Origin of the sequence: Clostridium cavendishii DSM 21758 (assembly GCF_900141845.1) — a bacterium.
GTDB lineage: Bacteria > Bacillota > Clostridia > Clostridiales > Clostridiaceae > Clostridium_AG > Clostridium_AG cavendishii.
This window is the reverse complement of record NZ_FQZB01000007.1, coordinates 303,469-319,201: the sequence shown is the minus strand read 5'-3', so window position 1 is coordinate 319,201 and position 15,733 is coordinate 303,469. Positions and strand designations below refer to the sequence as shown.

The 15,733-nt window shown below is 27.4% G+C and carries 15 protein-coding genes; 5 read left to right on the top strand and 10 right to left on the bottom strand.

Annotated features, from left to right (window positions below):
• Positions 1 to 134: 134 nt before the first annotated feature.
• Entirely contained in the window at positions 135 to 548 is a 414-nt protein-coding gene (locus BUB01_RS08680) for a DUF3785 family protein (protein WP_072986302.1), read from the bottom strand.
• Positions 549 to 718: 170 nt separating this feature from the next.
• Here BUB01_RS08680 and BUB01_RS08675 point away from each other — a divergent pair, with 170 nt between their 5' ends.
• On the top strand, positions 719 to 1,093 hold the full coding sequence (locus BUB01_RS08675) for a BlaI/MecI/CopY family transcriptional regulator (protein ID WP_072986301.1): 375 nt from the start codon (positions 719 to 721) through the stop codon (positions 1,091 to 1,093).
• A gap of 14 nt (positions 1,094 to 1,107) precedes the next feature.
• Entirely contained in the window at positions 1,108 to 2,793 is a 1,686-nt protein-coding gene (locus tag BUB01_RS08670) for a M56 family metallopeptidase (RefSeq protein WP_072986300.1), read from the top strand.
• Positions 2,794 to 2,847: 54 nt separating this feature from the next.
• Here the strand turns inward: BUB01_RS08670 and BUB01_RS08665 are convergent, their stop codons facing one another.
• From BUB01_RS08665 to BUB01_RS08645, 5 genes are all read right to left on the bottom strand, one after another.
• On the bottom strand, positions 2,848 to 4,515 hold the full coding sequence (locus BUB01_RS08665) for a peptide ABC transporter substrate-binding protein (protein WP_072986299.1): 1,668 nt from the start codon (positions 4,513 to 4,515) through the stop codon (positions 2,848 to 2,850).
• Positions 4,516 to 4,611: 96 nt separating this feature from the next.
• Positions 4,612 to 5,589: an ABC transporter ATP-binding protein gene (locus BUB01_RS08660; protein ID WP_072986298.1), complete on the bottom strand. Its 978-nt coding sequence runs from the start codon at positions 5,587 to 5,589 to the stop codon at positions 4,612 to 4,614.
• Positions 5,555 to 6,601 carry an ABC transporter ATP-binding protein gene (locus tag BUB01_RS08655; protein WP_072986297.1) on the bottom strand — a complete coding sequence of 349 codons (1,047 nt, stop codon included), beginning with the start codon at positions 6,599 to 6,601 and terminating at the stop codon, positions 5,555 to 5,557. The genes BUB01_RS08660 and BUB01_RS08655 overlap by 35 nt, the downstream gene beginning before the upstream one ends.
• Before the next feature lie 12 nt (positions 6,602 to 6,613).
• A complete protein-coding gene (locus BUB01_RS08650) occupies positions 6,614 to 7,528 on the bottom strand; it encodes an ABC transporter permease (protein ID WP_072986296.1) in 915 nt (304 codons plus the stop codon).
• A 25-nt stretch (positions 7,529 to 7,553) separates the two neighbouring features.
• Positions 7,554 to 8,471 (bottom strand): ABC transporter permease, encoded by a 918-nt coding sequence (locus tag BUB01_RS08645; RefSeq protein ID WP_072986295.1) that lies wholly within the window; start codon positions 8,469 to 8,471, stop codon positions 7,554 to 7,556.
• A 302-nt stretch (positions 8,472 to 8,773) separates the two neighbouring features.
• Between BUB01_RS08645 and BUB01_RS08640 the strand changes: the two genes are divergently transcribed.
• A complete protein-coding gene (locus tag BUB01_RS08640) occupies positions 8,774 to 10,015 on the top strand; it encodes a VanW family protein (protein ID WP_072986294.1) in 1,242 nt (413 codons plus the stop codon).
• Between the two features lie 109 nt (positions 10,016 to 10,124).
• On the opposite strand, the gene BUB01_RS08635 is transcribed toward BUB01_RS08640, so the two are convergent.
• On the bottom strand, positions 10,125 to 11,009 hold the full coding sequence (locus BUB01_RS08635) for a DegV family protein (protein ID WP_072986293.1): 885 nt from the start codon (positions 11,007 to 11,009) through the stop codon (positions 10,125 to 10,127).
• 230 nt (positions 11,010 to 11,239) lie between these two features.
• Here BUB01_RS08635 and BUB01_RS08630 point away from each other — a divergent pair, with 230 nt between their 5' ends.
• Complete coding sequence (locus tag BUB01_RS08630; RefSeq protein ID WP_072986292.1) at positions 11,240 to 12,934, top strand: hypothetical protein; 1,695 nt, start codon at positions 11,240 to 11,242, stop codon at positions 12,932 to 12,934.
• Positions 12,935 to 13,140: 206 nt separating this feature from the next.
• Complete coding sequence (gene plsY, locus BUB01_RS08625) at positions 13,141 to 13,731, top strand: glycerol-3-phosphate 1-O-acyltransferase PlsY (RefSeq protein WP_072986291.1); 591 nt, start codon at positions 13,141 to 13,143, stop codon at positions 13,729 to 13,731.
• A 31-nt stretch (positions 13,732 to 13,762) separates the two neighbouring features.
• On the opposite strand, the gene BUB01_RS08620 is transcribed toward plsY, so the two are convergent.
• The 3 genes from BUB01_RS08620 to BUB01_RS08610 form a co-directional block, all read right to left on the bottom strand.
• Positions 13,763 to 13,936: a 4Fe-4S binding protein gene (locus tag BUB01_RS08620; protein WP_341422552.1), complete on the bottom strand. Its 174-nt coding sequence runs from the start codon at positions 13,934 to 13,936 to the stop codon at positions 13,763 to 13,765.
• Positions 13,937 to 14,020: 84 nt separating this feature from the next.
• Positions 14,021 to 14,377, bottom strand: a complete 357-nt coding sequence (locus tag BUB01_RS08615) for a DUF3221 domain-containing protein (RefSeq protein WP_072986289.1) — start codon at positions 14,375 to 14,377, stop codon at positions 14,021 to 14,023.
• 67 nt (positions 14,378 to 14,444) lie between these two features.
• Entirely contained in the window at positions 14,445 to 15,596 is a 1,152-nt protein-coding gene (locus tag BUB01_RS08610; RefSeq protein ID WP_072986288.1) for an LCP family protein, read from the bottom strand.
• Between the last annotated feature and the right edge of the window lie 137 nt (positions 15,597 to 15,733).

The following is a 15,733-nucleotide window of genomic DNA, read 5'->3' as shown; positions in this document are numbered from 1 at the left end:
TATATATGATTCTAATTAGCTATTTTTAACTAAAAATGTTTAGTTGTTATTATTTCTTAATAAATTTGTTTTTTATGTAGAATATTAATTAGAACATATATACTAAAGTTCAAAGCAAATTAATATTCTATATATTACATTTCACATTGTTCAATTTCTACTGTGAAAGCACCACATTTTTCACAAACTATTATAGATACTATATAACTATTATCAACTTTTCTAATCTTTACTAGGTTTCCATAAGTATTAGATTCATATTCAGGGGATATACTACTAACTATATATGTATCATTCTTAGTAAATATATAAAAATGATATTCTAGAAACGAAAATTCTTTAGCTTTCTCCTCTTTACCATTTAAACATTCTTCACAATATGAACCATAATATTCTCTAGAAAACTCTATATTTTCAGCTTTATTTAGTATTTCTAAAATCTTATTTAAATTAACTTCTTTAACTTTTCTTTCTTCATCATTAAAAAAAGCTACGCATTTTTCATCATTTAATTCATATTCTTTTTCATTGAAATTAAATTTATACATATCTAATCACCTCTAAGTACATTATACAATCTATATTATTATTTACAACCAAATTATTCTTATACATTTTTTGTTATTTAACCCATTTGTGGTTGACTTCTTCCTACAGTTGTAATACAATAAAATTATAACGCACTACAATTGTAATCCAATTTAAAAGGAGGTCTAATATGAAAACTTATCCTAATATTTCTGATGCTGAATGGGCTGTTATAAGCACCTTATGGGATAAAAGTCCTTTAACATCAACTGAAATCATAGAAAAAGTTTCAAAAACCAATGATTGGAACCCTAAAACTATACACACACTTATAAGTAGACTTGTTAAAAAAGAAGCAATTACTGCTATAAAGGAAGGAAATTTTTACAAGTATTCTCCTAATTATACTAAAGAAGAACTTAGTAATCACGAAACAAAATCTTTTTTAAAAAAAATTTATAATGGTTCATTAAATATGCTTATTGCTAATTTTATTAAAGAAGAAACTTTAACTAAAAACGAACTTGATGAACTAAAAAAAATATTAAAAGAAAATAATAAATAGGCTAGGTGTATAATATGCTTCAAGTTTTATTTAATATAATTTTAAATATTTCTATTACAGCTTCAATTGTAGCTTTAATAATAATTTTATTAAAGTTACTTTTCAAAGACAGATTACCGCCTTCTTGGCATTATTATATTTGGCTTTTATTAATTATTAGACTTTTAATTCCTACTTCATTCTCAAGTAGCTTTAGCATATTTAATTTAAACATTCCTTCATACAATTATATATACTCTAATTTAAATCAAAATGAAAAAAAATTTATTCTTCCAGAAACAAATTTAACTGCTAATGATAAAACTTCAAATTCAGATAAAATTACAGAAGACAATCCTATTCCTCAAATTACTGAAAAATCTATTTTAATAAATTTTTTTAAAGAAACTAATTTCATTACAATAACTTGGTTTGTTATAGCTTTAATATTGCTAACTTATTTTATTTTTTCTTATTTTACATTTATCAATAAAATAAATAATTACTCTAAAAATCAGAATATTAAAGTTTTAAATATATCATGTAAAATAAAGAAAACCTTAAAAATAAAAAGAAACATCCCTGTTTATTTTACTAAACTAATAAAAACCCCTTGTATAGTTTCTTTATTAAAACCTAGAATACTAATTCCTAAATGCTATCTAAATATTATATCTTCTAAAGAGCTTGATTATATACTTATTCATGAACTTACACACTATAAGAAAAAAGATTTATTCTTAAATTGGATTTTTACATTGCTTCTCATTATATATTGGTTCAATCCTATTATATGGTTTTGCTTTTTCCTTATGAAAAAAGATTGCGAACTATGTTGTGATTTTAATGTTATGAAAAAACTTAATGGTAATGAACGTATAGAATATGGCGAAACCTTAATCAAGATAGCAGAACTTTCTGCAAATAATAAAAATGAAATGCTAATACCTGGTATGGCATCTATTATAAACAAAAAAACTTTAAAAAGGAGAATTCAAATGATACCAAAATTCAAAAATTTAAAAATACTAACTATTTGTCTTGCTATTTTTGTAACTGTTTTTACATCACTTATTCTTTTGACTGACAAAAAAGTTATAAGTAGCAATCAATCCATCGAAAAAACTTCTACTTCAAATGAGCTTTCTTCTAATACAAATGAACCTTCTAAGGAAAATCCTTCTTCAGAAGAATCTAATTCAAAAAAAGAAACCGCTAATAAAAATAATGACTCAAATAATAAAAAAGATTTTGCTTCTAATACTACATCTAAAAATAATACTGATACTCAATCCCCTAAGGACAAAAATGTAGTTTCAAAAAGCACATCAAATAAAGAAATATTCTTTGGTAATTGGATTATAACTAAACATTTAGCATCTGGTCCTGTAACAGCTTTAAGTGATAATGATATAAATAACGTCATTGGAAAAAAATTAAGCTTTTCAGAAGAAAAATCAAGTTGCTTTGGCGAAGACATTTCTTCACTAAATAATATAATTAACAACCCTGTTTATAAAAAATCTATTATATCTAAAGATAATTTTGCAGCTGGTTATCGCCAACGTCTTACATTCGAAAAATTAGGTATAAGTAGCGACTCCATTACTGATGTAACTGTTACAGACCAAAATGAAAATAGCTGTTACTTCTTTATAAAAGATAATAATACATTGATTTTATCTAGTGGTGGAGTGTACTTTCAACTTAATAGAATATAAAATAAAAACTATTCCTCAAAAAATTTTTGAGGAATAGCTTTTATTCGTCTATTTTTATTCCATTGTTGTTCCTCTAAAGTATACAAAACCTAAAGGTGATTTTTCTATATTCTTTACATTCTTCTTTATAGCAGTTACATTTGTATAATAGTATACAGGAATTATTGGCATATCGTTCATAATCATATCCTCTGCTTCATGCAAAATCGCAGTCCTCTTAGCTGGATCTATTTCAGCTTTAGCCGCATTTATAAGCTTATCATATTCTGGCTTATAATATCCTGAGTTATTATTTCCATTTTTAATTAAAAATAAATCTAAGAATGTCATAGGATCATTATAGTCAGCGATCCATGACGATCTTGCCATAACATATTCCTTCTTATTTAAGTTATCTAATTGAACTTTTCTTTCAACATTTCTTAAAGATATATCTATACCTAAATTTTTCTTATACATATCTTGTATTGCTTGAGCTACATTTTGATGTCCTTGCCCATTATTGTAAATCACTTCAAGCTTAGGAAATCCTTTGCCATCAGGGAAACCAGCCTCTGCTAATAATTTTTTAGCTTCTGCTACATCTCCTTCACCTTTATAATAATCCTTATTCTTAAATTCATTTTTTGTACTATCTACTATTCCTTTTGGAACAAAAGTAGTTGCTGGAACTTCTCCTGCTTTTGTTATATTCTCAACTATTTCTTTTCTGTTTATAGCTAAGTTTAATGCCTTTCTAACTTTAACATCTTTTAATACCTTTGCATTAGGATCCATTTTTTCTGCATTTGGTGATATATTAAGTGAATAATAGTAAGTTCCTAGATATGGACTTAAAACAGCATCTCCACTCTTTATTAAGTTTTGCTTTTCATCTGCTGGCAAGAAATCTGTAGCATCTATTTGACCTGAATTAAAGCCTGCTAATGAACTTGTTTCAGTATCTATAACCTTATATTCAATTCCATCTAGTTTTATAGCTTTTGCATTCCAATAATTTGTATTCTTTTCAAAGTTTATAGAATCTTTTGCTTTCCATTCCTTAAGTTTAAATGCACCATTACTTACATAAGTTTCTGACTTTCTTGTCCATCCCTCTTTATCCTTTTCAACCATGTCTTGTCTTATAGGCATATAAGTTGGAAATGAAAGTAAAGATAAGAAATATGCTGTTGGGTTTTCTAATGTTACCTCTAATGTATTGTCATCTATAACCTTAATACCTACATCTTCTTTCTTAGCCTTTGAACCTTTCCAATCTGGATTTTCACTATTATTATAAGCTTCTCCATTCTTTAAATAATATAATTGAGTAGCATATTCTGATGCTGTCTTTGGATCTAATGCTCTAAGCCAAGCATACTGAAAGTCCTTAGCTGTAACAGGCTTACCATCTGACCATTTAGCATCCTTTCTTAAGTTAAACTTATAAACCAGCCCATCTTTAGAAATTTCCCACTTTTCAGCTACGCCTTCAGTAACCTTATTATTTTCATCTACATTTATTAATCCTTCAAAGGCATTTACATCTACGGTTCCACCTTCTACTGAGTTATTTAAGCCTGGATCTATAGTTTTTGGTTCAGCTCCTAGATTATATCTTAGAATTTTAGGTCCTGCTGCCTTCTTCTCTTCTGCTTTACCACAACCTGTAAATGCTGTACCTAATATTGCAACCCCTAATACAGCTGTTATAAAGCTTATTTTTTTTCTTTTTAACATAAAAATTCCCCCTTTTTATTATTTGCTTATTACTACTTGATTCTGATTTTAATCCCCACAGTATAAGCTTATCCTATAGCTAATTCTCACCTATAATTAAAACAAATGACAAGCTACACTTCTTCCACCTTCAACTATTTTAAGCCTTGGTTCCTCTATTCCACATTTTTCTTTAGCATATTTACATCTGTCCTTAAACCTACAACCAGGCTTAGGATCTATAGGCGATGGTGTTTCACCTTGAAGTATTATTCTTTTATTTTTTTCAGCTAAATTTGGATCTGGTATTGGTATAGCTGATAAAAGCGCCTTTGTATATGGATGTAGTGGTTTATTATATAAATCATTGCTTGAACCTATTTCTACTAGTTTTCCTAAATACATAACTCCAATTCTATTAGAAATATGCTTAACCATTGATAAATCATGGGCAATGAATAAATAAGTCAGATTTAATTTTTCTTGCAATTCTTCTAACATATTTACTATTTGAGCTTGAATTGAAACATCTAGAGCTGATATAGGTTCATCACAAACTATAAAATCCGGATTAACTGCAAGTGACCTTGCTATCCCTATTCTTTGACGCTGCCCACCTGAAAACTCATGTGGATATCTAGCTCCGTGATCTCTATTAAGTCCTACTGTATTTAAAAGTTCTAAGACCCTTTCTTGCCTTTCCTTTTTCCCCATAAGCTTATGAATCTCTATAGCTTCACCTATAATGTCACCTACTGTCATTCTAGGATTAAGTGATGCATATGGATCTTGAAATATCATCTGTAATCTTTTTCTATAAGGTACCATTTGCTTTTCACTAAGAGCTTCTATATTTTTTCCATCATATATTATTTGTCCAGATGTTGGTTCATAAAGTTTCATTATAGTTCTTCCAGTTGTAGTTTTACCACAACCTGATTCACCTACAAGTCCAAGAGTTTCACCTTGCCTTATATGAAAAGATACATCATCAACTGCTTTAACAAAGCTTTTTTCCTTTGCAAACATACCTGTTTTTACCGGGAAATATTTTTTAAGATTATTTACTTCTAGTAATACTTTCTTCTCTTGCATCTAAAGCTACCTCCTTTGGTGAAACTATTTTTATATTACACATATTATGATTTAACCAACAAGCTGCTTCATGTCCCTGTGATATAACAAAAGTTTCAGGTCTAATCGCTTCATTACATACCTTCATTGCATACTCACATCTTGGAGTAAAGGGACATCCCTTTGGTGGATTTAAAAGATCTGGTGGCGTACCTTTTATAGGTATTAATTTATCCTTTATATCTGACTTAGCATTAGGTACACTTCTTAAAAGCCCCAAAGTATAAGGATGTTTTGTATTATAAAAAATATCTCTCTTTGAACCTGTTTCAACTACTGTCCCACCATACATAACTACTATTTTATTACAAATATCTGCAACAACCCCTAGATCATGAGTTATAAGTATAATAGACATTCCAAGTTTTTGTTTTAAGTCTTTTAATAGTTCTAATATCTGAGCTTGTATAGTAACATCTAGTGCTGTAGTTGGCTCATCTGCTATCAATAACTTTGGTGAGCATATAAGTGCCATAGCTATCATAACTCTTTGCCTCATTCCACCTGAAAATTCATGTGGATATTGGTCTAATCTTTTTTCTGGACTAGGTATTCCTACAAGTTTTAGCATATCTATTGCTTTTCCCTTAGCTTCTGTGCTATTTATTTTTGTATGTTTTATTAAATGCTCTATAAGTTGCTCCCCAACTTTTAAAACTGGATTTAAAGATGTCATAGGATCTTGAAATATCATTCCTATTTCAAAACCTCTTATTTTTTCCATTTCCTTTTCTGTATAACTACTTAAGTCTTTACCGTCAAATATTATGTTTCCTGTTTTTATTTTCCCATTTTCTGAAAGTAATCTCATAATACTCATCATTGTAATGCTCTTACCACTTCCAGACTCTCCAACTATACCAAGTGCCTCCCCTTTGCCTAGTGTAAAAGAAACATTCCTAACAGCTTGCACCTCTCCTACATGTGTATAGAAAGATGTACTTAAATTATTTACTTCTAAAAGTTTATTCACAATATCATCCTCCTATTTTCTCATTTTTGGATCTAATGCATCTCTTAAGCCATCTCCAAACATATTAAAACCTAATATAGTTAAACAAATAGCTATAGACGGATATATAAGCTGACTTGGATAAAGAGCTATAGTTTGAACCGCATCAGATGCTAATGTTCCCCAAGACGCCTTTGGTGCACTCATTCCAAGACCTATAAAGCTTAAGAATGATTCTGTAAATATTGCCTGTGGTACCATAAGTGTTAAAGTTACTATAATAGAACCCATACAATTTGGTATTAAATGTCTAATTATTATTCTTTTTGGTGATGCTCCAAGTGTTCTAGCTGCAAGAACAAATTCCTGCTCCTTTAAAGCTAAAATCTCTCCTCTTACTATTCTTGCCATACCCATCCAATAAGATATAGCAAGAGCTATTATTATACTTTTCATACCACTACCAAAAATAAGCATTAAAAGTATTACATATATCATCATAGGTATTGAATAAAGAACATCTATAATTCTCATCATTATATTATCTACTCTTCCTCCAAAATATCCTGAAATACCACCATATAAAACTCCTATTACTATATTTAAAATACTAGCTACATATGCTACTGTAAGTGATATTCTAGCTCCATAACATATTCTTGCAAATTCATCTCTTCCAAATGTATCTGTGCCAAACCAATGCTCTAATGAAGGACCTTGATTCTTTATAGCAAAATTTTGGGTACGGTAATCATGTGGATAAAATATAGGTGCAAAAATTGCTATTAATGTTATTACTACTACTAATATAACCCCAAACATTGCTACTTTATTATTCTTAAGCCTTCTCAAAACATCTTGTGCATATGTGAGCGTAGGTCTTGCTATGACCTCAGCATTTTTTTCTACTTCTGGAAGAGGCGTAAAAAGCCCTTTTGATAATTCCATTTTTTCTTCCCCCTTTTAACCTCTTCTAACTAACTTTTATTCTCGGGTCTATAATTCCATATAAAATATCTACTATTAAGTTACACACTACTAAGAAACTACTAAAAAATACTGTTAATCCCAAAGTTAATGTATAATCTCTACTACCTATAGATGTAACAAATTCTTTACCTATACCAGGAATACCAAAAATGCTTTCTATCACAAAGCTCCCTGTTAATACCATAGCCACAATCGGTCCTGTGTATGTAACTACAGGTATTAAAGAATTTCTTAAAGCATGTTTTACTATTACAGTTTTTCCAGACATACCCTTTGCTCTTGCTACTCTTATATAATCTTGTCTTATAACCTCAACTAAACTTGATCTTGATAACCTAGCTATGAAGGCCATATTATACCCAGATAAAGCAATTGTTGGAAGTATGTAAGAACTTGCTCCATTCAACCCCAAAGCTGGTACAAGATTCAACTTAACTGCAAATATATACATAAGTATTGTTGCAAGTACAAAGCTTGGCACCGTAACTCCTATAGTTGATATAATCATAGTTGCTCTATCTTGCCATTTATCTTGCTTTATAGCTGCTATAATTCCCATAGCTATTCCTATAATTAATGAAAATAAAATAGAAACTACCCCCAGTTTTGCTGATGTTGGAAAATGTGTTGCTATAATCTCATTTACAGATCTTCCATCATAATACATTGATGGTCCTAAATATCCACTCGCTACACTTTTAAGGTAAGTTGTATACTGCTCTCCTAAAGGCTTATTCATTCCAAACTTTGCCTCTAAATTCATTTGTACTGATGGTGGTAACTTTTTCTCCCCTGAAAAAGGTCCACCTGGTAACAATCTCATTAAAAAAAATGTAATTGTTACAACCATCCAGATTGTTATTAAGCTGACTACTATTCTTTTTAAAATATATTTAGTCACGCTACCCCTCCCCCTTTTTATATTAAAATCTAAAATGTTAATTTAATATATAAACATATAATATCATGCTATTTTGTTAAAATCAACTAAATTTTATATAATTTTTATCAGTTTCAAACCTATTTATTTAACATTTTAATTTATTTATTATTTTTACTTTTTTATCATTCTATGTATTCGTTTACTTTTTTTAACTAATATTTTTCGAAATAAATTTTATTAAATTATTAAAACCTTCATAGTTTTAAAATTTCCCTCATAAAAATATATGAATTATTAATTAAAAATTGGGGGTGGAAATTATGAAAAATAAGTTTCCAAAAATGTTTATTCCATTATCGATCGTATGTTTTATAGCAATAATTACTACCATGGTGTGTGCTATAAGTTATAATCTTCATAAGGATAAAGTATATTCTAATGTATATCTCGACGATATTGACCTTTCAGGTCTTAAAGAAACTGAAGTAAAAGATATAGTAAAAAAACATTTTGATGATAAAATATCAAACAACAAATTTATATTTACTCATAAAAACATCAAAGAAACTAAAAGCTTAAAAGACCTTTCCATAACTTTTGATACAGATACTATGATTAAAGATGCTTTAAGTAAAAATAAAAGAAATAATTTTTTTATAGATAGTTTTAATTATCTATCATCAAATAAAACTAGGATTGATTTGCAAATTAAATTTAATATAAATAAAGATTTATTAACTGAATTTTGCTCAAAAATTGACCAAGAACTTAATAAAAATAAAAAACTTTCTAAAATAGAATTTTTAAACAATAAACTTGAATATAAGATAGGCGATCCAGATTTGTCAGTAGACTTTGATGAACTTTCAAATTCAATAAGCACTAAATTGAATGACTTTAAAAACAATAATAATACTATAAACTTAAAAATTAATGAAGCTAAATCCCCATTAAGCACCGATACATTCTCCAAAATGACTATAATAGGAAGTTATAAAACTAAACTACCTAACGCAAATGTAGATAGAACTAATAATATTAGATTATTCATGAATAAGTTAAGTGGTACTATTATAATGCCAGATAATGTTTTTTCTTGTGATAAAACTGCTGGAAGACGTGAAATGCAAGATGGTTATAAACCTGCACCTGCTTTTGCTTCTAATAAAGTAGTTGATTCAGTCGCCGGAGGTATATGTCAAGGCGTTAGTACAATTTATAATGCTGTACTATATGCAGACTTACAAATAGTTGAAAGAGCTCCTCATGCTATGCTAGTTACTTATGTTGAAGCTGGAAGAGATGCAACCATAGCTAGTGGACAAATAGATTTTAAATTTAAAAATAATAAAAAAAACCCTATAGTACTACAATCCTATGTTTCCAATGATGGTTATGTAGTAGCAAATATTTGGGGAATTAACGAAAACCCTAATAGAGAAATTAAAATAGTAGTAAACCATCCCTCTACTTTAACTTCATCAACCTATAAGCAAACCTATGAAAATGGAAAATTAATAAAATCAGATCATCTATCTTCTGACAAATACAATGCTCATTAAGAAATTCTTAGTTGTTTAAGTAAGCTCCTATTACCAAATTAAAAATTTGGATAGTCACTTAAGGACTAATTAAAAACATAAATTTAATGTTTCTAATTAGTCCTAAAATTTATATTATATGATTTTGCCTTGGCTTCCCTATAAAGAAAACAGCTATATTTCCTGGCCCTCCATGAGTTCCAACTGCTGGGCCTGTATAATTCATTATTACATCTTTAACTTTTTTCTCTTTAAGTATAGCATCTCTAAGCTTTAATGCCTCTTCTTCACAATCACCATGACTTATAGCCAATATTTGCTCTTCTGGATTTTCTATTTTTTCTAAAACTATCTGTGCCAATTGTGATATTGAGCCCTTTCTTCCTTTAGCCTTTTTAATTGCTATAACTCGTCCTTCACTATTTATAGTTAAAATAGGCTTTATATGTAACATTATTCCTAGAAATGCTGCTGCAGTGGAAAGTCTACCACCTCTTTTTAAATGATGTAAATCATCTACAGTCATATATGTATTAAGATTATCTCTATTTTCTATTATGTATTTTTCTATTTCTTCAATAGATTTTCCCTCTTCTTTTAACTGAACAGCTTTCATAACTAAAAGACCTTGACCTAAAGATGCAGTTAATGCATTTACTATTGTTATTTTTGCATTTTTAAATTCATCTAAAATCATTTCTTTTGCTATATTAGCACTGTTTTCTGTACCACTCATACCTGTTGATACACAAATATATAATATATCTAAGTCTTTTTCAATTATTTCTTTGAATTTTTCATAAAACTCATTTACGCTTGGTTGAGATGTAATAGGAGTTTCACCCTTTCTTATAGCATTAAAAAAATCCTTATATTTTAACCCTTCTCCTAAATCATCATTATATGTTGTCCCACTAAAGCTACAAGTAAGTCTTGCAAATTTTATATTTTTTTCTTTAATATATTCTATAGGTAAATCACAACATGAGTCTGTAAAAATCTCAAAGTTTGTCATTCAGTTATCTCCTTCTTTCTTCTTAAATAACTATTAAATCCTCTATGAACTTAATTGCACATTCATTCTATCAGCATATATACTATTAAGCAATAATATTTTAAACTTTTATATATATATTTTTTTATTATTAATTATTTACAACTTAAGTCTAAATTATTTAATTCTTAGCGCAACCTTCATCTAAATTATGTTACAATTATACATATGTATTTATAGGGGGGTTTTTCTTGAAAAAATTTATATACTTTTTAATATGCCTTACTATCTCTTGTGTTTGTACTTGTACTTATGCATATTCATATTCTGAAAATGAAAATAGGTTATCTATTGATTATAGTATTAATAGTAATGCTAATATTACTTTTAACGAAGGATATCACCTAGAAAATGGTTGTCCATCTGATAAGATAATTAGACGTATCCCTAAAATAAAAGACACCTTTATTAATATAAAAAAAATTGATGGTTCTTTAAAAGATGGTACAAAGTTTGAAGATATTACTTTTTATCCTACTTCATCATCTAAAAATTTTTATGAAATAAAGGAAACTGATAAATTTTATGAGATAACGCTACATTGTAATGAATATTATAATCTAACAAATCTTTATATATATTATGAATTTTCTGAAGGAGTTACAATATATAATGATGGTGCATTTTTTGAAAACACATTATATGATAATAATATTAATGACATAAAAATAGATGAATTAAGCATTGATTCACATGCCTATAAAGATAAATATTCTCATCAATTTAAAGGTATTTGGGTAAAAAATCTAACTATTTCTGATAATTCTATTTATAAAGATTCAATAACAAATTATTTTAAATTAAAAAAAGACTCAAAAGTAGATACGCTTATACAATTTGAAATAAATAAAAATAATGATCATGATATTAAAAACTATCCTAAAAAATCAGGTGAAAATAAGCTTTCTACATTAGATACAGCATATGGTCAAAACTTAATTCCTAAAGCTGTATTTAAGGCTGCTGATAAAGAATTCTATTTTTCAAAAATTAAAGATACTTTCTTGTTCAGACACTCATTTGCTATTATTCTTTTCGCTATAATTGTTATAATTGTATTTATAATAAATATACCGAAAAAAAAGAAGATTTTAATTGAAAACAAAACATCACCTAATATAAACTATAATAAAAATATAATTAATAATTCTACTAAAAATAATAAACTAAAGAAAAATAATAAATCAAAAAATAACAATGCTAATTTTAAATTTCCTTCAAACATAAGTCCAGCTTTTTTAGCTATTTTAAGAAATTCTCCTCAAGAAGATCTTTTATTAATAATATTTTTGGATTTACTAAGAAAAGGATTTATAAATATAGATCCAAACGAAAACTTTGATCCAGTATTAAATCCAAATGGAATTTCTGAATATATAGTGACTACTCATAGCGTTGATTGTGAATTATTACCTCATGAAATAGAATTTTTAAAAGGATTAACTGATTTAGAATCTTTAGGAACTACTTATCTATGTGATTTGAATAATCTTAAAGCTTATAACTTATTTAATTCTGTTGAAGAAATCTGTACAAATGACTATAAAACTTTTTTAGCTAATAAAATTAATGATAGTGACAAATTAAGTATTATAAATAATAAGAAACTATTTATTGAAGATTGGAATAACTTCTCAAATTCACTTTATCAATATACATCAAATGATTTATTAAATCCATCTATAAATGATTTAGAAAAACTAAATATTTATTCTTTTGCTTTAGGGGTTAATAATACTTCTAGTGATATAAAGCAAATATTACCGTATACTTTAAATGGACTTTCTAAATATTTTGACTCCATTTTAAAAGATCTTCATGTATATAATCAAAATTCAAATTATAAATCAGTACTTGATTATATAATTTATACATTTAAGCACTAATTATTTAAAACCTACAATTTTCTGACTAATTTGTAGGTCTCTTTAACCTCTTATGAATTTATATTTAAATTTAAATTCTTTTCTAATAACAAAATTAATTAAATCTTAACTAAATAATAAATACTTTAAATTTAGTTGAAATAATATTAAAATTAATCTATATTATAATATGTACAAAGTAATACAATAAAAGAGGTAATTTATCAATGAATATTTTTTTAGTAATTTTAGGATACCTTATGGGATCTATTCCCTCGGGGTATTTACTTGTTAAATATAAATATGGAGAAGACATTAGAAATCTTGGTAGTGGTAATATAGGTGCTACAAATGTAAAAAGAAATTATGGCAAAACCACAGGAACTCTAATTATGATATTTGATATGTTAAAAGGTCTTTTACCTGTTCTTATATCGGACCTACTATTTAGGTTGGATATTGTTAATGGTAATAAATCCTTAGTACTTACACTTGTTGCATTAGCAGCTATTTTAGGTCATAATTATACTATTTTTTTAAAATTTAAAGGTGGTAAAGGTGTTGCTACAACTGTAGGTGCTTTTGCTTATATATTAACAATACCTACCTTAATAGCTTGCGCAACATTTTTGATTTTAAAATTTTTTATCAAAATAGTTTCTATAAGGTCTATATGTTTAGGTCTTGCTCTAGTATTATCAACCTATTTCTTTAAATTTGATATGGAATTTTTTTATGGTGCTTTGATAGCAGCCTTACTAATAATTGTCCGTCATAAACAAAATATTAAAAGATTAATTAATGGTGAAGAAAAATAGAGAAATGACATTCACGTCATTTCTCTATTTTTTATTTTTCTATTTTTATAGGAGCTGCTATTGGGCAAACTTCTAAACAAATATTGCAATCAATACAACGTTCTTCATCTATAACACAGATTCCATTTGCCTCGTATATAGCTTCTGCCGGACAATTTGGTACACAAGCTCCACAATTTAAACATACATCTTCTATTTTATACACTATTATTCTCCTTTATAATAATAATTATCTACTAATTATTATAATCGATAAAGTGTATTATATAAAGTGTATTATGATAATTAATTATTTACTTACTTTATATATTTCAATTTTTTTAGCTGTTGCTTGTGGAGGAATTGATTTTGTCATTGCTGGATTCAAAACTATCACTACTCCATCACCTTTAATTAAATCTGTTTTATTAAGCTTTTTTCCAGTTTTATCCACTATTAGAGTTTCATTATTTATATTTACCAAGACTTTTTCTTTATAAATTGTATCTGATTTTATGACCCCTTCAACGACAATCTTATCATTACTTGTACCTACATCTAAGATTTCGCCTATTAAAAGAATATCACCTCTATCCATAGCATAAGCAAATACTCCAAGTCCCATAATAAAAAATAATGTACCTACTATAATTTTTTTAATCTTCATTTTTGGCCCTCACTTTCACTTTATTATCAATCATAATTCGTTCTAAAATTTTATATCTTTTAATTCTTTAATCAAGCCCATCTTCCGAAAGCTCAGGAATATTCTTTGTTTTTATTTCTTTATTATCCTGTGCTGATTGACTTTGATTTAATACTTCATTCTCACTCTTCTTTTCTTCTTCAAGCTTTCTCTTTTGCTCTGTAGCTTTATTTATTATATACCAATTGTCAGGAACTCTTATATTTGATAAATCCTTATCTGGATACATAAACTTCATAAGTTCTTTTGTAGTTTGTTTAAGTTTTGGTATAACTACCCATTGTGAATCTACAAATGTCATTATTCCTGTGTTATCTAGCGGAATACGAAAATTTTTTAATTGTATTCCCTGCATCATATAAATTGTATTTGCCATTTTTAAAATATATCCGCTCTGCATATCACTCCTTATAAATGGATACATCTTACTCAGTAATGTTGGATATTCTGAGACATTCATTTTTGTAACCTTATCTAAAACTAAGCCTATCACTCTTTTTTGCCTATCCATTCTTTCAAAATCGCCATTACCAACCTTTCTAATCCTTGAATAAGATAAAGCCTGCTGACCATTTAGTTTTTGCATACCCGAACTATTTATAAGAGTCGCCTTATTACCATTAACCTCTTTTATATATTTATTAATTTCTTTTACCTCATAATTTTTTATTTCTACTTCTATCCCCCCTAAAACATCTATAACCTCTTGAAACCCTTTAAAATCTATAATCATATATGTATCTATATTTACATTAAAATTATATTTTAATGCTCTTTTTAATAATTCTACACCACCTAAACTATATGCAGCATTTATTTTGTTATATCCTTTACCAGGTACTTCTACCATCGTATCTCTCATAACAGAAGTTAATTTTACAGTATTACGATTAGGATCTACAGTTGCTATTATTATTGAATCTGTCCTAGAATCAGAAAAATCATTTTTTCTACTATCTACTCCTAATAACAATATATTTTTACAATCCTTTTCCACTTCTATATTATCATTAAGCTTATTTACTACTAATTCCTCTTTAGTAATTTTACTCTCTTCCCCATTAAACTTATCTTCTTTAAATGGTTTTATTGCAAAAAGAGAAGCTCCTATTACTAAAGTTAAAATAATTATTATCCACATTATATTTTTAGATCTTTTTCTTTCTTTTTTCCTAATCATATAAATAACTCCTCTTTCCAAAAATATTTCCAATACATAGTATCACCTATTTGCATATAAAAAAATTCATATTTTTATAATTTCTTGTTTAAAAATATATAAATTCTTATAAAACTAAAAGATGGATTCAATTATAT